Raw genomic sequence first — 18574 nt, 5'->3', positions numbered from 1 at the left:
ACCTTGATTAAACTGAAATTATGAATGCAATTTACCATCAGATCATTTAACATTTTCAGATGGTAACCTTTTTGATTTTCCCATACGGAATTTCAGAAATCAATTTTTTAATGTGCTCTTCCTTGTCACTCAATCCTAGTTTTTTCAATGTCTCCTGCGGCCGGTCTGCCCTGAAATAGGCAAGTAAAGTAAACTGGTCATCCCGCAGTTGTATGTAATCCGGGATCTTAACTTTTCCTTTAATCTTAATTATGTACATATAATGAGCTTTATGAAAACACACCATAATTTAATAAACCATCTATACATATCTGATAATGAAATGTATGAAAGCAATTAAACGATAGATAGTGCAATTCTTAAAATCCTTTAATCTATATGATAGATTAATTCTACCAAATTAGTAGGATTTTAAATTATTACTTTTATTTTTATCGCGTCAATAGTAGTCCTACTGAACAAAATTTTTGTCTAATTATTATTCCCTTAAAAATTCTAACCACTTAACCACTTTTAATTTTAAACGCTTAGCCTATGGTCTCCAAACTTTCCTCAGCAGAAACTTTAAACTTTCTAATTATTGTAAGCATCGTGTTCATTTCAGCGCGATTGCTTGGCGAGCTGTTCCGTAAATTTAATCAGCCTGCCGTTATAGGTGAAATTCTTGCAGGCGTCATTCTTGGTCCTTCGCTGATTGGGACCTATGTTCCTGATTTGTTCCACTCCATCTTCTTAAGCCAGCCAAAATCATATTCTGCATTCGACGGCCTTGCAAATATCGGTATCATCATCCTGATGTTTGTTGCAGGATTAGAAGTAGAATTAGGTAAGATCCGGAAATATGGCAGGCATGCTGCATCCATCAGCCTGGCCGGCCTTTTATTTCCGTTTACCCTCGGCTTTGCAACGGTATGGTTTTTTCATGACCTGCTTTTCCCTGCATCATCCGGAAGCCTTCTTATTCCAGCTATGTTCTTCGGCACAGCACTTTCTATTACGGCGCTTTCGGTTTGTGCGAAAATCCTTATGGATCTTAATATTCTTAAAACCAAAATTGGCATGCTTACTTTAACTGCAGCCATGATCGATGACTTCTTTGGTTGGATATTATTTTCCATTATCCTGCAATTGATGAATAAATCCGAAGGGAACGCATTCGGATCTGTAGGAATGGTATTGGTTTTTGTTGCTTTGGTAATGACGGCCGGAAGATGGTTTATTAATAAAGCGCTGCAATGGTCAAACAACAATTTAAACCAACCCGGCGGCTCTCTTACAGCAGGCATCATTTTCTGTTTGATAGGAGCATTGGTTACCGAATACCTGGGCATACGCGGCGTGTTTGGTGCGTTTTTAATGGGTGTTGCTGTTGGTGATTCAAAGCATTTTACAGAAAAGAATAAAAATATTTTACATCAGTTTATCACTAATATTTTTGCTCCTTTATTCTTTGCATCCATTGGCTTACGGGTCAATTTCGTTGCCAATTTTGATCTTACTGTAGTCCTGTTTATTCTTACAGTGGCCTGCATTGCCAAATTGGTAGGCGCAGGTATCGGGGCTCGTGTGGGAGGGTTAAATAAAAATGAGTCACTGGCAGTTGCATTTGGGATGAATGCACGCGGATCAATGGAAATTGTTCTTGGCTTACTTGCGCTTCAGGCAAAAATTATTGACGAACGTATTTTCGTTGGCCTGGTAGTAATGACGATGGTGACCATACTTATGGCAGGACCCATGATGAAAGTATTCCTTCTGAGACATGAAGTAAAGCATGGTGAAGTGGTGATTCCGAAGAAAATGCGGGTAATAGTAAACCCAGAAGTGGAATCCATTGTATAAAATATAATGGTTGGTGTAATCCTCTTTAAGCAAATTGCCTAAAGAGGATTATTTTTTTTCTGCGATATTGTGCAGAAGACCATCAGCATGAGTAAAATATTAAAACGCGGGGATAAGAAACTCATCAACGGCTGGGCAATGTACGACTGGGCAAATTCTGTCTATTCGCTCTCCATCACCACGGCAATATTTCCTATTTATTATACCACTGTAACAGGAAACATAAATAATGGAAACGTAGCATTTCTCGGAAGGTCTTTTAATAATGGGGCACTATATGCGTACGCCCTTTCTTTTTCCTTTTTAATGGTTGCACTCATTTCTCCCCTCCTTGCTCCCATCGCAGATTTCCGCGGAAATAAGTTAAGCTTCATGAAGTTTTTTTGCTACATGGGTTCTGCCAGTTGCGCGGCACTCTATTGGTTTACGGGGGAAAACATCACCTGGGGCATCAGCTTCTTTGTTTTGGCAAGCATTGGCTTTGCAGGAAGCCTCGTTTATTACAATGCCTACCTCAAGGAAATTGCAGATGAACCAGAGCAGGATCGGGTAAGCGCTAAAGGATTTTCATTGGGTTACATCGGCAGTGTGATTTTGCTGATCATCAACCTGGTGATGATCCAGTTTTACGGTGTCTTTGGTTTTACTGATCCGGGCATGCCTACAAAGATTTCATTCCTGATGGTGGGAATATGGTGGGCTGGATTTGCACAGATTCCATTTAGAGCATTAAAGCGATTCAAGTATGAGCCTGTAACTGATAATCACTTAAAAGAGAAACCGAAATCACAAATGAGCTCCTTCTTCGGAGGCTACTCCGAATTACGGAAAGTATGGCTCGAGCTGCGTCTGCATCCAAGCTTAAAAAAATTCCTGACAGCATTCTTTTTTTACAACAGTGCCGTGCAAACGGTTATGTACCTCGCCACCATCTTCGGGACGGATGTTTTAAAATTGGATCAGTCGAAGTTAATTATCACGGTTCTGATTATCCAGCTGGTTGCCATTATAGGCGCTACGTTATTTGCGCGCATCTCCAGGAGGTTTGGTAACATAGCCGGTCTTACCCTTGCTATATTTATCTGGATAGGAATCTGCATTGCAGCTTATTTCCTTCAAACAGAATATCAGTTTTATGGAGTTGCCTTTGCCGTGGGAATGGTGATGGGTGGTATTCAATCGCTGTCACGCTCCACCTATTCAAAGCTGCTTCCTCAAACCAGAGACACGGCTTCTTTCTTCAGCTTTTATGACGCTACGGAAAAGGTAGCTACTGTCTGCGGAACATTGCTCTACGGTTTAATTACAGAGCTTACCGGAAATATGCGCAACACCGTTTTAGTCCTGATTGTATTTTTTGTGGCCGGGCTCTTACTGCTGATGACGGTAAAAAAAGAAGAAGTGTTGCAGCATTGATGGATTGGAAATGATTGCTGAGGACTAATTTTAAATATTTTCCATTACATATTAGAGGGAAACTTCCACTATTACTGCTGTTCCATAAGCTAGCACCTCGGTAACGCCATCCATCACTTCATTGGCATCGTAACGGAAACCTATGATTGCATTGGCGCCTAGTTGTTCGGCGTGGCCAACCATTAATTCCAATGCCTCTTCTCTTGTTTTTTCACATAATTCTGTGTAGATAGAAATATTTCCACCTGCAAGTGTTTGAAACATGGCACCAATGTTTTCCAGTATGTTCCTTGAACGCACGGTAATACCCCGAACAACACCCAGGCTTTTTGAAATTTTATATCCATCTAATATAAATGCTGTTGTTATTTTCTGATGATCCATTTTATTTTTTTAAATTAAGTTAATAGCTGTTCCTATTTTTATTTTTTCTATGAGCGGCAAGATATTTCAAATTAATTGGAACGATTCGGTTTCTGTGTAGAAAAATATTATTTTTGTCGCCTTATATTTTGGTCCGGTAGTTTAGTTGGTTAGAATGCTGCCCTGTCACGGCGGAGGTCGTGGGTTCGAGTCCCATCCGGACCGCAAAGCACATCAATGCTGACAACCTGAAGGTTCGTCGGCAGATGTGCTTTTTTATTTGAGCTTCTCTGTCTATATATTACAAAGTGAAGTTGATCTTACTTTCTAAATTGGATAATGTGGATGGTGATGCACTTCGATAAGCAGTGGTTTCGTTCTTTATAATTATTAAAGTAATAACTATTCAGCCACGCTTTAAATATTCAATAGTGGTTCTGATGCCTTCTTCAGGAGTGGTAGAATATATGCCAAATCTGTTCTCAAATTTACTGCTGTCAAAAATATAATCCAGTTCATTCTGATACATCATCTCCGAATTCTTTCATCAACGGATTAAATATTCCCAGAGCGTACAGCAGCCATGTAGGAACCTTTTGAATTTTTGGCTCCACTTTAAGTTCGCTTGCAGTTAACTCAATCCATTGTTTGGAGGTTAATTTTTTCTTTGTTGTAGGTACATGCCAAACCTGGTTATAAGCATCTTCTGTGTTGCCAAGTATCGCTGTTGCTTTAGCCGCATCCGTTGTATAAGTGTATGTATGAATTTTGTCTAAGCTGCCGAATGCCTGTGCCTTTTTTCCCTTCATTAAATTTTTCAAAACAACTTCTCCAAGCACGCTTTTGTTTGTATCGGGACCATAAAAATCGGCTGACCTCGCTATAAATGCAGAAAGACTGTTTTGCTCAGCTTCGGTCATGATCATTTCATGTATTTGCCTTCTTACTTCTCCTTTCTTGCTTGGTGGTTGTATTGGAGAATTTTCAGTCATATGGGGTATGGCGGACTTTGCATACATGTACACGTTATCAAAGAAAACCAATTTTGAATGGTGTTTTTTACACGCACTGATAATAGCCTGCATGAAAGGCACCCATGTTGTTTGCCAAACTTTAAGATTGTAATCAAAACCAATAGTGATATACACTATTTCGCTACCAGCTATTGCTTTATCCAGCAGGTTTAAATCGTTTACATCCATTGGAAAAAGTTCATCGTTTTCGTTTACTTTTTTTGGGTGGCGACTTACCAGCCTGATGTCATTGGTATATTTTTTTAACTCTTTCGCTAATGGAAACCCAATAGTTCCACCGGATCCGATTATTGTCTGCATTTGATTTTTGGTTTTTTAGCTTAATCCATCAATCAGGTTTTTCAACTTTTTCAGGTGTTTCCCCTAAGCATAATGAACCTCCATTTTGAAGTATAATAACATATAGGAACCAAAACTAAAACAGTTATACCTGAAAATGTTATCATCCTGGTGTTATATAAAATTGCATCTACAGATTTACCCAAACCCCAAAAGCCACCTAAGATAAAGCCACCGGCTGCCCAAATGGGGTAAACAAATAACCCTGCAGTTTTCACCAGTTTGAAAACCGTTATAATTTTTTGCAACTCCTCACTTAAAGAATTAAAAGGTTTAATGCTTCATTTGTGCTTTTATACAATTTCCAGCTATCAATCATTATTTATAGGTTGAAAATACTTAGAATAAAAAGTGCAACATATATCTGCGATAGATTTATGAAAAAAAACAAAATGATATAAAGTAAAGTGATCAGGACAGCCCAAAATATAGTAGCCTGGTCCGGCGCAGTAGCGCTTACGCAGTTTTTTCTCCAGATCAGTGATAAGTTCGGACAAGGCATCTTGTGGAGCTTCATCATGGGAAAATACCATTCACCAAGAGAAGAGGAGCACATGTTCATGTTTGTTGACTTAGCCTCTTCCACCACCATTGCCGGAAAATTAGGAAATAAAAATTACCACAGCCTGCTCAAAGATTTTTTTGCAGACATCACCAATCCCATCATCCACAACAAGGGAGAAATCTACCAGTATGTTGGAGATGAAATTGTGATCTCCTGGAAATTGAAAAACGGAATCGACAACAACCAATGCCTTAACTGCTTCTTCGACATGAGAAAAAAAATTTATGAAATGAAAGAGAAGTACGAATCCATTTATGGCCTGGTACCGGAATTTAAAGCCGGCCTCCATTACGGCAAAGTGATCGCCGGAGAAGTGGGCATCATCAAGCGCGACATCACCTATTCCGGTGACGTATTAAATACCACTGCACGCATCCAAAGCAAATGCAACGAATACCAGGTGAAAATTCTTTGTTCGGATGAGCTGCTTGGATTGCTGCCTTTGACAAATCTTTTCAGCAAATTCCTATCGGCGAAATTGAACTGAAAGGAAAAGGGAACAAGGTGGCGCTGAGCACGGTGGAGGTGAAGTGAGATTACCCATTCGGACAGCAGCTTTAAGATGACTGACTCCCTTTTCGCAGTTCAACAATTGCCATGATTGATTTTTCACAGCCAGCCAACTTCTTTATCTGCTTTAAGCGCTTTAGCAGCCATCTCTAATGTTGCATCAGCTATTTGCGTATAGTTGTGATAGTTGTTGGTGCAATTATCAACAAGAGAGTACTGCAACAGCATTCCAATCCAAATGCTAAACTTTGTTGCTATCTAAAAGAGAATTGATCTTCTTTAATGACGGCATGTCCGGCAGGTTTCATTTACATCGAATTGATTACAGAAGGTTTATTGTTTATACGGAATTTTTATTGTTAGAGAATGACATTTCTTAACCGCAGTGAATTACCGATAACAGAAACGGAACTCACACTCATTGCTGCTGCAGCAATCATCGGTGATAATAACAAACCAAAAAAAGGATACAAAATGCCGGCTGCAACAGGAACACCAACAACATTGTAAATAAAAGCGAAGAACAGATTTTGTTTAATGTTTTTCATCACAGCATGACTTAACTTTTTTGCTTTTACAATGCCCTGCAAATTGCCTTTTACCAATGTAATAGCAGCACTTTCTATTGCCACATCGGTACCTGTACCCATTGCAATGCCCACATCGGCTTGTGCCAATGCAGGTGCGTCATTAATGCCATCACCTGCCATCGCTACCTTTTTTCCTTCTTTCTGCAACCGTTTTACTTCTTCCAATTTATCATTCGGAAGATATTCTGCTTTATAACCCGTCAAGTTCAACGTATCGGCAACAGCTTTTGCAGTGCTTTGATTATCTCCTGTGAGCATTATGACTGATATTTTGTCAGCAATTAGTTGCTGAACTGCATCTTTGCTCGTTTCCTTTATTTTGTCTGTAATGGTTATATATCCTGCTGCGATGCCGTCAACAGAAATGTAGGAAACTGTTTTGCCTTTTGTTTGTTCAGCATTTACCTGCTTCTCCAGATCTTCAGATATACTTGAATGCGTTTCTTCCATTAATTTTCTATTGCCAAGTGCTATCTTTTTTTCACCAAGAGTTCCTACAACACCTTTACCTGCTACGGCATTAAAATCTTTTACAGCAGAGAAAGAGATATTTTTTTGAACAGCATAATTGACTACCGCTTCAGCTAAAGGATGCTCGCTATATTTATTTAGAGAAGCAATTTTCTGCAACAGATCATCAGTATTATAATTTTCAATCGCTGCAATATTTTCTACTGATGGCTTGCCTTCTGTAATGGTGCCTGTTTTGTCAATGATAAGTGTATCAATCCCGTTCATTTTTTCAATTGCTTCTGCATTTTTAATTAATACACCTGATTGTGCTCCACGACCAACACCCACCATTACAGACATAGGCGTAGCCAATCCCAAAGCGCATGGGCAGGCAATAATTAATACAGCTATAGCATTTACAAAGGCATACACATATTTTGGTTCAGGACCAAACAGTGCCCAGATAACAAAGGTGAGAACTGATACAATGACAACAGCCGGAACGAAATACTTGGATATTTTGTCGGCTAATTTTTGAATGGGAGCTTTTGAACGGCTTGCATCATTCACCATTTTTATTATTTGTGAAAGCAATGTTTCCGAACCCACTTTTTCTGCTTCCATCACAAAAGATTTGGTAGTGTTTATTGTTCCCGAAGAAACCTTATCACCTGTTTTTTTATCCACAGGTATAGGCTCTCCGGTAATCATACTTTCATCTATGCTTGCTTCCCCTTCTACTACTTTACCATCAACAGCAATCTTTTCGCCGGGCTTAACTCTGATCAGTTGCTTCTCTATTATTTCCTCTATAGGAATAATCTTTTCATTTCCATCTATAATAACTGTGGCTTCTGATGGAACTAATTTTAATAACTCTTTTATAGCGCCGCTGGTTTTAGAGTGTGCTCTTGCTTCGAGCAACTGACCTAATAAAACTAAGGTGAGAATAACCGTTGTAGATTCAAAATAAACAAACACAGTTCCGCTTTCAGTTTTAAACTGATTGGGAAAAATGTATGGAAAAAGCATAGCCACCACACTAAATAAAAACGCTACTCCTGTGCCTATGCCAATTAAAGTAAACATATTGAAGTTGCGACTGATGATGGATTTCCATGCTCTTCGAAAAAACATCCATCCACTGTAAAACACCACCGGTAATGAAAATACAAGCTGAACCCAATTCCATTCTGCCTGGCTCATTATTTTAAAAAACGGGTTGGCAGTAAGCATGTCTGACATGGCAATAATTAAAATGAAAAAAGTAAGAAGCACTGCCACTTTAAACTTTTTTGAGAGTTCTTTATAAAGTTTTTCTTCTTCATTTTCTGAAGGTTGAAGCGGAACCAAATCCATACCGCAGATAGGACAAGAGCCTGGTGCATCTTTTATAATTTCCGGATGCATCGGGCAGGTGTATTTTCCACCCGTATCAGGAGCAGTTGTTTGTGCCGGACTAGTTTTTTTTGGAACTGCAGGAACTTTCACCAGGTTCATTCCACATACAGGACAGTTGCCCGGTTTTTCGTAAACTTTATCACCTTCGCAATGCATGGGGCAATAACATTTATCCTGTGTATCTTTTGCATGTGTATGTAGGGAGTTTTGCTTTTCAGCAGAAGAAACTTTTACAAGGTTCATTCCGCATACAGGACAGTCCCCGGGCTTATCGTAAACCTTATCACCTTCACAATGCATCGGGCAGTAATATTTGTCTTCTCTATTGCTTTCGTGTATGTTATTATTTATAAAATCCTGAGTATGCATTTTTTTGATTTTTACATGTTACAATTTGTTTTCTTAATTAATTTTGTGTGAACCTTCAGCATTTGCTCCTGTGAATATCCTAAATAATACATAGCCCAAATGCGATAGAATATTCCCTGCATCCGGTACACACCGTTGTCCAAATATTTTCTTGCAGAAGTAATGACAACATCATTCAATACTTTAAACTTCCCATGTTTCTTCAGGCGATAAATAATTTCCTGGTCTTCCATCATCAGCAAATTTTCTCTAAACCCGCCTGCTTTATCAAATACTTCCCAGGTTGCAAACAAGCTCTGGTCGCCGAAGCGAACAGCATTTACATTAAATCTTGCAAACCATGCATTAGCTTTTAGAAACCAATGCTGGTTGTCAAATGCAAGTCTGAAGCATCCGCTTTTAATTCCTTTATTGTAAGCATTTAAAATCTGGTTTGTAAAATCTGGTGGGGGAATGCTGTCAGCATGAAGAAAGTATAGAATATCATGTTTGGCAACAGATGCACCTTTATTCATTTGTGCTGCTCTTCCTTTGCTTTCACTCTTTACTATAGTAGCACCGCATTGCTGTGCAATAGCAACCGTATCATCACTGCTGCCACCATCAACAACAATGATTTCTGCTTCATGCTCACCAATGGCTGCATGTGTTTTATTGATTGTCTGTGCAATCTGGTCAGCTTCATTGTATGTGGGAATGATGATGCTGAACATGTTCTTTTAATTTTTCTGTCACTAATTTTTTCAGTTCGTTTTAAGACCGAAAACTTTCTATTGCATGCTTTGTTATTATTTCCTTGACTGCTCCGTTGGCAGAAGTAAAAACGGCTGGCAGAGCAGGTTGTATTTTATGCTGTTTCCAAATTCGTCTTTACAAAGAAAAACTGTTTCTATCAGCAGGCTTTCAATAAAAGCTTTCCATTCCTGCTTTAGTGAAAAGTTGCCGTACGTCAATGCACACAATTTGCATTGATAGGTGGATGGCGATAAGATTTTATGAACAAAGTCAGTAACAGTGCTGAATAAATCACTATTGACATTGTAAACAAATATGAGTTGCTCTTTCATTGCCTTTGCAGATTAAAAGTTTGCAAATCTTTTTCTTCGTCAATGTCTTTTAGTACAGGTCACAAGCAATAGTCTAATTGTAAAAGCAGCACACTTCTTAACCGTCTCGTCAAGAACCCTGCCGGTGCTCCAAATAACGTTCTCAAATAATGCAGGATAAAATTGTTTCATTACTAACAAATAATATCCGCTGTCTTCAGCAAGACCAATCACTACATAATGCAAATTCAAGTATGCAAAAGCATTCATAATTATTCCTGCACTCAAATCAGGCAATCAGTTCCGATTATTACAGTTTTGTCATAACCCTATTGCATTTCACTCTGCCAGGCACTGTCTAACGGTTTTAATTGTGACAAAGACATAGTTTGCTGATTTGATTCATAGATTTTTAGAAGTAAGTTGAAATTCCAAAACTAATCCCGGCAGTATTTGCAGGTGGATTACCTAACAAATCCCGTTGCTTTTGGATACGATAGTTTAAACGGAAAACAGTTTGGGCACTCGGTCTGAAACTTATGGCTGGCATCACACTCCAAACATCGTCGGCAATTTTTTCTTTCGTTTCAGTAAACTTTCCAACATTATAATCTACATATTCAAGACGGCAAGCAAGATTTAAGACTGAATTGTTCCAGCCTAAAATAGTCCTGTTCAAAACGGGTTGCACAATATCCAGAAAACCGCCTCGCTGTTTATTACCAAATTGCTGGCTGTACGTTTCTGGAACATCAACAAAAACCCAGGCCCATTCCCCTATGAAATTTGTTTTAGTTTTATTAATGGTCGTTTTCAGGTCAACTGCAAATACATTTACTTTTCGTTTATCATCCAGTTGTAAACCATCATCCTGAAATTTATTATATGCTCCGCCCATGTATGATAAACCAACCTCACCAACTTTAGTATTTTTTACGGCTATCTTTCCTGTTATTAATGGTTCCCCACTATTGTTTTCTTCAAACCGTTCTGCATTTTCTTTTGCCGCCGGCAAAGAAGTCCTGTTTTGATCGTTTTCAATAATTGAATTATCAAAACCGCTGGTAGCGTACAATTCATAGCCAAACATCCAGTCTTTTTTATAGTACTTGCCATATAAGCCAAAGCCTGCATTGCTCCAGGTTGCAGGGAGCATTTGCGTTGCAGAAATAGGACGGTCAATAAATTCCCATTTCGGCCCATCATGGTTTTGATTGAAAGCTCCAATCGGGTTTACAATCATGCCGCCCCTTAAATTCAGCAGCGGGTGAAACTCTACATCTACAGCGGCAAACTCAATAGCAATTTCTTTATCAGCCGGTTCAAATTCTATCTCCGACAGAAATTTTATCCGTTTAGAAATAGTGGAAGAAACAAATAGCGTAAGCCTTCTGAACTGGAACTGGTGACCTTCGGAAATACCATCCGTACCCAGGTACTGGTAGTTGGCTTCTACATAACCCCCCAAAGAGACCGGCAATTTATCATACTTTAATGCCGGACGGTTATAGATAGCATCCATGTTCATTATTTGTTTTAAGGTATCAGATGTTGTCCGTTTCAAGAGGCTTGGGTCTATTTGTGCTGTTGCAAAAAAGCTGGTGGTTGCAAGAAAAGCAACTGCAAAAAATTTCAAGCTCATATCAATGATATTTTTAGTTGGTTATTGGTTATTGTTACCGGAAATTTTCTTAAAGCTGTAGCTGCCGGACCATGTTTTACATCACCACGATTATTAAATTCACTGCCATGTGCCGGGCATTGCAGTTTATCGCCAAATACCTGCAGCTCTGTCCCCTGATGTGTGCATCTCATTAACAAGGCTTCGTAATGATTTTCATCAAAACGAAATACGCAAATGGGATACTTCAACTTATCATTTTGCACTACGAGATATTGTTTATAAGATGTTTGATTGCTTTTCTTTATCCTAAAAGCTGCAAGTGGCACAATCATGTCAGACCCTTCAATTGTTATTGTTGCTATTTTTGCAGTGGTGCAACCTTCTATCAGCGACATCATTAAACCGCCGCTAATACAACTGATACAGCCGGTTGTTATAAATTTTCTTCTATTCATATTACTATAAGACACTATAAACTTTCCAAATATTTAATCAACTGCTGTCTTTCTGCTGCCTTGAGTGCATTAAATTTATTTTTAGCCGTGGCAGCCTCACCGCCATGAAGCTGAATGGCTTCGTCAATGCTCTTTGCCCTGCCATCGTGCAATAAAAAGTATTTTCCCCCCTGGGAGTTTTTTGAAAGTCCTAAACCCCACAGTGGCGGCGTTCTCCACTCACTTGTTTTAGAAGTACCTTCTATCAAACCATCATCTAAACCCGGTCCCATATCATGCAGCAACAGATCTGTATAAGGGTGAAACTGTTTATTGGAAAGCGCTTCAACCGGTGAAAAGCCTGTAGTTAAGGTTTGCTTATGGCAGCTTTCGCAACCCACCTGGGCGAATAAGGCACCACCCTGAATAACATCAGGGTCGCTTTGATTACGCTGAATAGGCGCTTTAAGTGTTTGAAGATAGAAAATAACATCTCTTACAATTTTATCAGAAACTTCAGGATCAATATCTAAGTGGGAATAAACATCGCTTGGGTTAAAAGTTGATGTAATACCGATATCCTGATTATATGCCTGCACCGTTTGATGAAACAAATTATAGGTGGCTGCTTTTTTCCCGAAACGGGTGATGTACCTGCCGTTTTGCGTATAGCTATTTGGGTTGGGCGATACGAATGTTGGAAGCGCCGACCAGTTTGGATGCCCCCTTACTCCATCGGGGTTGGTGGTATTAGCAGCAGCCATTGCTAATAAATCATCTTCGCTTACCAGTTCAAGAAAGCCTAAGCCTGTATTAGCAGGCGGAGTAAAACTTGCAAACGGGGTTCCGGGGGGCAACTGCTCCGGCATGTAACCCGGCAGAGCTCTGTTTTGCAATTGGGGTCCGTTGTCAAATTCGTTTCTTCCCAAGCTATCATTTATGCCAAATCTTGTAAGCGTGCTAAATGGATGTCCCTTACCATCACCGGCATGGCAACTGCCGCAGCTTGTGGCAACAAATATTGGCCCAAGCCCGGTTTCTCTTGTAAAAACCTGGTCGTTAAATGCCACATCTCCGGCATGATGCTGCGCTGCTTGCGCAGTAGTTAACCCTTCTACGGGGCCATCTAACAATTCATCATTTGCTGGTGAAGGTGGTAGAATTTTTTCGCAGGAAACGGTAAATATAACTGCCAAAAAGAGAAAGGTAATAACGAGGACGTATCTTTTGTACATGCCCTAAAAATTTAATAGAGCAAACTTATTAATTAAATTTTACTAATCAAATATTTTTATTAGACTTACCTAATAAATTATCTTTTTTCAGATTAATTACCTTTAAAAAAAATACCACTATGCACTCATTAACAGAAGAAAACTATTTAAAAGCTATTTACAGATTATCTGAAATTGACGGCAATAAAATAACCCCCACATCAATAGCAGAGGCAGTGAATGTAAATGCAGCGTCGGTAATTGATATGATTAAGAAACTTACAGAAAAAAAATTAATCAATTACGACAAAGTAAAGGGGGCAAAGCTTACTGAAAAGGGAAATAAAGCTGCATTATTAATACTCCGGAAGCATCGTTTATGGGAAGTTTTTTTACAAGATAAACTGGGTTATGGTTGGGAGGAGATACATGAAATAGCTGAACAGTTGGAACATATACAGCGTGAAGATTTAGCTGATAGGTTGAATAAGTTTTTAGGCTATCCCAACTACGATCCGCATGGCGACCCGATACCAAAGTCTAACGGCGAAATGCCGAATACTTTTAAAACACTGTTATCTCAAATAGAAGTTGGAAAAACTTGTCGTGTTGCGGCTGTAAAAGATACTTCCACTATATTTCTGCAATATTTGCTTCAATTGTCCGTAAGCATTGGCACTAAAATAAAAGTGATTGATAAAGTTGCTTTTGATGGGTCAATGAATATTCTAATCGGTAAAGATTTTAAAACAACGGTGTCCAACAAATTTGCAGAAAGTTTACTGGTTGATTAAACCGTTTAGATTGTCATGCGGGAAATATTAAATCACGCAAAAAACGGGGCAACAATTTTCAGGACCTCACCCTTTTTCAAAGGTTCATCAAAACTTGCAGTACCTGCGTGTCCTGTCTTATAACCTCCTATATTATTTATGTTTATAAGCACATAATGCCTTACCACTGTGCCAATTAAAATATTAAACTCACCATCAATGCTTATTAAATAGTCTCCATTATTTACAACAAACTTTTCATCATATGGTCCTGTATAAAAAGTTTGTTACGTTATTTTTTAAATCCCTTATTCTTATCAAAGGCATGGCATTATCCGAATTGTCATCAGTAAAATAGGTTTTTGAAAATGGAAATCCTGTTTGCGCTTCCGCAATATCCTTCACTCGTACATAATCATATTTCGAATGGAGACTACTTCTATCAAAACTGAAATTATAATGTCTTTGGTTTATCAAAGCATCTTTTATTGATTTTGATAAGTTTTTCACAACTTACAGTTCGATCCCTCTCTTCACCATAATTATATAAATTTGTTTCCCCCCTTAAACAAACGCCGCAGATGACATACCTGGATTTTGAGAAGCCGATTGAAGAGCTGAATGAGCAGCTGGAGAAGCTGAAAAAGATTGGCGAAAATGGAAAGGTGGATATGAAGTCTGCCGTAAAGGAGATCGAGGATAAAATCTCTGAGACGCGCAAGGTGATCTACAGCAACCTCACCGGCTGGCAGAAGGTGCAGCTGTCGCGCCATCCCGAGCGGCCTTACACCTTATATTACATTTCGCAGATGTGCAGCACGTTTATTGAGCTGCACGGCGATCGCAACGTAGGCGACGATAAGGCAATGGTGGGCGGGTTAGGAAAGATGGACAATGAAACCGTGATGTTCATCGGTCAGCAGAAGGGCACCAATACCAAGCAGCGGCAGTACCGCAACTTCGGCATGGCAAACCCGGAAGGATACCGGAAGGCGCTGCGGCTGATGAAGCTGGCGGAGAAATTCAACATACCCATAGTCACGCTCATCGATACGCCGGGCGCGTTCCCAGGTCTCGAGGCGGAAGAGCGCGGGCAGGCGGAAGCCATCGCGCGCAACCTGTTCGAGATGACGACACTGAAGGTGCCGGTGATCTGTGTCATCATAGGAGAAGGCGCATCCGGAGGAGCTTTGGGCATCGGCATCGGCGACCGCGTGCTGATGATGGAGAACACCTGGTACTCTGTGATCTCACCGGAATCCTGCTCGTCGATCTTATGGCACAGCTGGAACTTTAAGGAGCAGGCAGCGGAGCAGCTGAAGCTCGATGCAAAGCACATGTTTGATTTTAAACTGATCGACGGCACCATTAAAGAGCCATTGGGCGGTGCGCATCTTTACCCGGAGGAGGCTGCGAAGATCTTAAAGCGCGAAATAAAAAAACACCTCATCGACCTTAAAGACATGACCGCCAAAGAGCGCATTGATGCCCGCATTAAAAAATTCTCTTCCATGGGATTCTATGAAGAGAACTAACCTGTTTGAGATGATTAAATCTTTCCTGCGCTACATCCATCTTTACCTGCTGAAAAAGCAGCTGCGGTTTCACCATGCAGTGCGCAAGGTTAGCGGGCTGGAAAATGCACGTGAGATCGGCATCCTCTTCGATGCTTCCGATACGGACCAGACGGCTATTGTAAATACGTTTGCCGATTCGCTCAGAAAGCAAAGAAAGAAGCTGATGATGCTTGGCTTTTATAATTTTTCAAAGCCTGCGCTTAATTTAAATTTTCCTTATTTCAATAAGAAAAACCTGAACTGGTACCGGGAGCCGCAGGGTCTGCTGGTAGATGATTTTATGTCGCGGAAGTTCGACATCCTGATAAATGCCTATATAGAGGAAAACCTTCCGCTGGAATTTATCTCCTCCATGTCGCAGGCCGGCTTCCGGATCGGTCACTATCACCCTGAGAAGATCTATGCTTACGATATGATGATTGACCTGAAGGGTGATAAAAACCTGGGCAAGCTGACGGAGGAAATAAAGAGGTACCTGAGCATGGTAGAATCGAATGGCAAAGGTGTTGCTCCTAACTCCTGAATTATATTTACAGAATAAATTTTCTCTGTATTGGCTATGGATCACTCAAAATTTCGCGGCACCGGCGTTGCGCTCATCACACCGTTTAAAAAAGATCTTTCTGTCGATCACGTGGCATTGGAAAAATTGCTGGATTTCAACATTGAAAATGGCATCAACTATTTTGTCTCGCTGGGTACTACGGGCGAGTCTGCTACCCTTTCCGCAGCAGAAAAAATAGAAGTATGGAATTTTACTGCTTCAATTGTGAAAAAGCGTGTTCCTCTTGTTGCAGGAATAGGCGGAAATAATACCGGGGAGATATCAGCTCAGATTGAAAGTATTGATGCATCGCTGTTTGATGCCATCCTTTCTGTAAGCCCCTATTACAACAAGCCATCACAGGAAGGTATTTACCGGCACTACATGCAGCTTGCAGCGCGCTCACCGTTGCCCATCATCCTTTATAATGTGCCCGGCAGGACGGCCTCAAACATCACCGCTGAAACTACGCTGCGGCTTGCTGCGGCTAGCCAAAAAATTATCGGAATCAAAGAAGCATCCGGTAACCTGGCGCAGATGATGCAGATCATAAAAAATAAGCCGAAAGATTTTTCCGTGATCTCAGGCGACGATCTCATCACCTTGCCGGGCATCAGCTTCGGCATGGATGGCGTGATCTCCGTGGTGGCGCAGGCATTTCCCAAAGATTTTTCTGCTATGGTATCAGAAGCGCTGGACGGAAATTTTAGACCTGCACAAAAGCTGCACTATAAACTGTTTCCTTTTATGGAATTATTTTTTGAGGAAGGCAGTCCGCCCGGGGTGAAAGCAGCCTTGAATATACTGGGCCTTTGCGAAGAGACCGTTCGGTTGCCACTTACAGAAGTGAGCAGGGCACTTTATGAAAAGATTAAAGCGGCCATTGCAAATGACTATTAGGAGATGCCCAATCAAGTTGGTCATGACGGGCATGTTTTCGTAGTGTTCAGCGAAGGCAGAGATGCGCAATCAAGTTGGGCATGATGGCAGGTCGGTATTTGAGAAAGCGGAAGGCCAATCAAGTTTGGTATGACGATAATTCCCTTTACCCGTCATTCCCGCGAAAGCGGGAATCCCAAATGTAAATGGTTATTATGAGATGCCCAATCAAGTTGGGCATGACGGGTGCGTGGGGTGTCCGAGAAAGCGCAGGTCCAATCAAGTTGGGCATGACAATAATTCCTTTTACACGTCATTCCCGCGAAAGCGGGAATCTCATAATTTATACTATGCAATACGGCGGCACAGTTTATATGACGGCAAATAAACATGGAAGCGTTCTGTATATAGGTGTAACCTCTGATTTATTTAAAAGAATGCTCGAACATAAAAATAAAGCGTATCCTAATTCTTTTACGGCTAAATATAATTGCAGTAAGTTGGTTTATTATGAAACTTATGGAAGAATAGAAGATGCAATTGCAAGAGAAAAACAATTAAAGAAATGGAACAGAGCATGGAAAGATGAATTAATTTCAAAAATGAACCCTGTATGGAAAGATTTATTTGAAAACTTATAAAAATGAGATGCTCCAATCAGGTTGAGCATGACGATAGTTCCCTTTACACCTCATTACCTTGGAGATGCCCAATCAAGTTGGGCATGACGGCGAGTTGGTGAGCCAGAAAAGCGGGAGATGCCCAATCAAGATAAGTATGATGATGACCATTTAAACGTCATTCCCGCGAAAGCGGGAATCCCAAACTTAAATGGCTATTAGGAGATGCCCAATCAAGTTGGGAATGACAGGCTCGTAGGGTTTCCGCGAAAGCGGGAATCTCAAACTTAGTTTTACAATAACTATTATGAATGTCCAGGATTAGACTTATCGCAGATCGTTCACTTCCACTCCCGGATAGTTTGCTTTATTAAAGGTAAAAAGGTCATCACTGATAGCAGGATCAGCAGTAAACTTCTTAATCTCGTAGGTGTACCTGTTTCCATTCCGGTTAAATAAGGCAGCACTTTGAATGGTCTTCGATGCCTGGTCTATTGCAAGACGGATTTTACTATAGGGCTTCGATTTATCATTGGGAGTAAGGTCGATGATCTGCAGTGTTTTTCCGTTTACCTTCTGATCTTCAATATACGCATAGAGGAAATTCTTTTCATAGATCGTAAAAATCTGGTTTGGAGTCATGGTTTCCTCATCGCCTGGATCCACGGAATTCACCTGCACCTCGTTCGCCTTCCGGACGTAAGTCCACATTGTTTTACCATCGGAAATAATGTCCTGATCTTTCAGTTCAATCTTGTACTTATCACCTCTTACATATAATGTTCCAGCCTGCTGATCGGTCATATTGGTTTGCGCCGCCTCTGCCTTCAAAACAAAATCTGCCTGTACCGATTTGTAGCTTTTGTATTTGGCACTTACACCATCCAAAATTTCCTGTGCCTTTTTATCCTTTTTTTGCGCGAAAGAAAATGTAGTGATAAAGACAAGGCAACAAAAAATTGCAGGGAAAATTTTCATGGA

At 40.3% G+C, this 18574-nt stretch carries 18 protein-coding genes, 1 tRNA gene and 1 pseudogene; 9 read left to right on the top strand and 11 right to left on the bottom strand.

What is annotated here, in order from left to right:
* Positions 1-55: 55 nt before the first annotated feature.
* Positions 56-259: a fructose-6-phosphate aldolase gene (locus H0W62_03695; protein ID MBA3647645.1), complete on the bottom strand. Its 204-nt coding sequence runs from the start codon at positions 257-259 to the stop codon at positions 56-58.
* A 275-nt stretch (positions 260-534) separates the two neighbouring features.
* On the opposite strand from H0W62_03695, the gene H0W62_03690 reads away from it, so the two are divergent.
* The gene (locus tag H0W62_03690) at positions 535-1842 is read left to right on the top strand and encodes a cation:proton antiporter (protein MBA3647644.1); all 1308 of its coding nucleotides are present in this window, start codon (positions 535-537) and stop codon (positions 1840-1842) included.
* Between the two features lie 87 nt (positions 1843-1929).
* Positions 1930-3258 (top strand): MFS transporter, encoded by a 1329-nt coding sequence (locus tag H0W62_03685; GenBank protein MBA3647643.1) that lies wholly within the window; start codon positions 1930-1932, stop codon positions 3256-3258.
* 51 nt (positions 3259-3309) lie between these two features.
* Here the strand turns inward: H0W62_03685 and H0W62_03680 are convergent, their stop codons facing one another.
* Positions 3310-3642 carry a YbjQ family protein gene (locus H0W62_03680; protein ID MBA3647642.1) on the bottom strand — a complete coding sequence of 111 codons (333 nt, stop codon included), beginning with the start codon at positions 3640-3642 and terminating at the stop codon, positions 3310-3312.
* 130 nt (positions 3643-3772) lie between these two features.
* On the opposite strand from H0W62_03680, the gene H0W62_03675 reads away from it, so the two are divergent.
* Positions 3773-3846: transfer RNA gene (locus tag H0W62_03675), tRNA-Asp, on the top strand.
* 181 nt (positions 3847-4027) lie between these two features.
* Here the strand turns inward: H0W62_03675 and H0W62_03670 are convergent.
* Positions 4028-4955 (bottom strand): annotated as a pseudogene (locus H0W62_03670) (NAD-dependent epimerase/dehydratase family protein).
* A gap of 446 nt (positions 4956-5401) precedes the next feature.
* Between H0W62_03670 and H0W62_03665 the strand changes: the two are divergent.
* A complete protein-coding gene (locus tag H0W62_03665; GenBank protein MBA3647641.1) occupies positions 5402-6046 on the top strand; it encodes an adenylate/guanylate cyclase domain-containing protein in 645 nt (214 codons plus the stop codon).
* Between the two features lie 382 nt (positions 6047-6428).
* Here the strand turns inward: H0W62_03665 and H0W62_03660 are convergent, their stop codons facing one another.
* The 7 genes from H0W62_03660 to H0W62_03630 form a co-directional block, all read right to left on the bottom strand.
* On the bottom strand, positions 6429-8882 hold the full coding sequence (locus H0W62_03660) for a heavy metal translocating P-type ATPase (GenBank protein ID MBA3647640.1): 2454 nt from the start codon (positions 8880-8882) through the stop codon (positions 6429-6431).
* An 11-nt stretch (positions 8883-8893) separates the two neighbouring features.
* The gene (locus H0W62_03655; GenBank protein MBA3647639.1) at positions 8894-9595 is read right to left on the bottom strand and encodes a TIGR04283 family arsenosugar biosynthesis glycosyltransferase; all 702 of its coding nucleotides are present in this window, start codon (positions 9593-9595) and stop codon (positions 8894-8896) included.
* Between the two features lie 75 nt (positions 9596-9670).
* Positions 9671-9949, bottom strand: a complete 279-nt coding sequence (locus H0W62_03650; protein ID MBA3647638.1) for a hypothetical protein — start codon at positions 9947-9949, stop codon at positions 9671-9673.
* Between the two features lie 39 nt (positions 9950-9988).
* Complete coding sequence (locus tag H0W62_03645) at positions 9989-10225, bottom strand: DUF2064 domain-containing protein (protein ID MBA3647637.1); 237 nt, start codon at positions 10223-10225, stop codon at positions 9989-9991.
* A gap of 115 nt (positions 10226-10340) precedes the next feature.
* Complete coding sequence (locus H0W62_03640; protein MBA3647636.1) at positions 10341-11570, bottom strand: hypothetical protein; 1230 nt, start codon at positions 11568-11570, stop codon at positions 10341-10343.
* A complete protein-coding gene (locus H0W62_03635; protein ID MBA3647635.1) occupies positions 11567-12007 on the bottom strand; it encodes a Rieske (2Fe-2S) protein in 441 nt (146 codons plus the stop codon). The genes H0W62_03640 and H0W62_03635 overlap by 4 nt, the downstream gene beginning before the upstream one ends.
* Before the next feature lie 14 nt (positions 12008-12021).
* Complete coding sequence (locus H0W62_03630) at positions 12022-13221, bottom strand: thiol oxidoreductase (protein MBA3647634.1); 1200 nt, start codon at positions 13219-13221, stop codon at positions 12022-12024.
* A 119-nt stretch (positions 13222-13340) separates the two neighbouring features.
* Here H0W62_03630 and H0W62_03625 point away from each other — a divergent pair, with 119 nt between their 5' ends.
* The 5 genes from H0W62_03625 to H0W62_03605 all read left to right on the top strand — a co-directional run bounded on the left by H0W62_03625 (position 13341) and on the right by H0W62_03605 (position 17614).
* Entirely contained in the window at positions 13341-13994 is a 654-nt protein-coding gene (locus H0W62_03625) for a metal-dependent transcriptional regulator (protein MBA3647633.1), read from the top strand.
* Between the two features lie 560 nt (positions 13995-14554).
* Positions 14555-15508 carry an acetyl-CoA carboxylase carboxyltransferase subunit alpha gene (locus tag H0W62_03620; protein MBA3647632.1) on the top strand — a complete coding sequence of 318 codons (954 nt, stop codon included), beginning with the start codon at positions 14555-14557 and terminating at the stop codon, positions 15506-15508.
* Entirely contained in the window at positions 15459-16073 is a 615-nt protein-coding gene (locus H0W62_03615) for a hypothetical protein (GenBank protein ID MBA3647631.1), read from the top strand. The genes H0W62_03620 and H0W62_03615 overlap by 50 nt, the downstream gene beginning before the upstream one ends.
* A 36-nt stretch (positions 16074-16109) precedes the next feature.
* Positions 16110-16994 carry a 4-hydroxy-tetrahydrodipicolinate synthase gene (locus tag H0W62_03610; protein MBA3647630.1) on the top strand — a complete coding sequence of 295 codons (885 nt, stop codon included), beginning with the start codon at positions 16110-16112 and terminating at the stop codon, positions 16992-16994.
* A 329-nt stretch (positions 16995-17323) separates the two neighbouring features.
* The gene (locus tag H0W62_03605) at positions 17324-17614 is read left to right on the top strand and encodes a GIY-YIG nuclease family protein (protein MBA3647629.1); all 291 of its coding nucleotides are present in this window, start codon (positions 17324-17326) and stop codon (positions 17612-17614) included.
* A gap of 306 nt (positions 17615-17920) precedes the next feature.
* On the opposite strand, the gene H0W62_03600 is transcribed toward H0W62_03605, so the two are convergent.
* The gene (locus tag H0W62_03600; GenBank protein ID MBA3647628.1) at positions 17921-18571 is read right to left on the bottom strand and encodes an outer membrane lipoprotein carrier protein LolA; all 651 of its coding nucleotides are present in this window, start codon (positions 18569-18571) and stop codon (positions 17921-17923) included.
* Positions 18572-18574: the final 3 nt, after the last annotated feature.

It is taken from the genome of Chitinophagales bacterium (assembly GCA_013816805.1).
In the GTDB taxonomy this organism is placed as follows: domain Bacteria; phylum Bacteroidota; class Bacteroidia; order Chitinophagales; family UBA10324; genus MGR-bin340.
The sequence above is the reverse complement of the archived record's forward strand: the minus strand, read 5'-3'. Positions and strand labels throughout refer to the sequence as shown.

Coding starts and splice junctions, on each gene's coding strand:
- H0W62_03695 (MBA3647645.1), bottom strand. CDS start 259: ATGTACATAATTAAGATTAAAGGAAAAGTTAAGATCCCGGATTACATA.
- H0W62_03680 (MBA3647642.1), bottom strand. CDS start 3,642: ATGGATCATCAGAAAATAACAACAGCATTTATATTAGATGGATATAAA.
- H0W62_03635 (MBA3647635.1), bottom strand. CDS start 12,007: ATGAATAGAAGAAAATTTATAACAACCGGCTGTATCAGTTGTATTAGC.
- H0W62_03630 (MBA3647634.1), bottom strand. CDS start 13,221: ATGTACAAAAGATACGTCCTCGTTATTACCTTTCTCTTTTTGGCAGTT.
- H0W62_03655 (MBA3647639.1), bottom strand. CDS start 9,595: ATGTTCAGCATCATCATTCCCACATACAATGAAGCTGACCAGATTGCA.
- H0W62_03605 (MBA3647629.1), top strand. CDS start 17,324: ATGCAATACGGCGGCACAGTTTATATGACGGCAAATAAACATGGAAGC.
- H0W62_03600 (MBA3647628.1), bottom strand. CDS start 18,571: ATGAAAATTTTCCCTGCAATTTTTTGTTGCCTTGTCTTTATCACTACA.
- H0W62_03690 (MBA3647644.1), top strand. CDS start 535: ATGGTCTCCAAACTTTCCTCAGCAGAAACTTTAAACTTTCTAATTATT.
- H0W62_03650 (MBA3647638.1), bottom strand. CDS start 9,949: ATGAAAGAGCAACTCATATTTGTTTACAATGTCAATAGTGATTTATTC.
- H0W62_03685 (MBA3647643.1), top strand. CDS start 1,930: ATGAGTAAAATATTAAAACGCGGGGATAAGAAACTCATCAACGGCTGG.
- H0W62_03640 (MBA3647636.1), bottom strand. CDS start 11,570: ATGAGCTTGAAATTTTTTGCAGTTGCTTTTCTTGCAACCACCAGCTTT.
- H0W62_03660 (MBA3647640.1), bottom strand. CDS start 8,882: ATGCATACTCAGGATTTTATAAATAATAACATACACGAAAGCAATAGA.
- H0W62_03610 (MBA3647630.1), top strand. CDS start 16,110: ATGGATCACTCAAAATTTCGCGGCACCGGCGTTGCGCTCATCACACCG.
- H0W62_03620 (MBA3647632.1), top strand. CDS start 14,555: ATGACATACCTGGATTTTGAGAAGCCGATTGAAGAGCTGAATGAGCAG.
- H0W62_03615 (MBA3647631.1), top strand. CDS start 15,459: ATGCCCGCATTAAAAAATTCTCTTCCATGGGATTCTATGAAGAGAACT.
- H0W62_03625 (MBA3647633.1), top strand. CDS start 13,341: ATGCACTCATTAACAGAAGAAAACTATTTAAAAGCTATTTACAGATTA.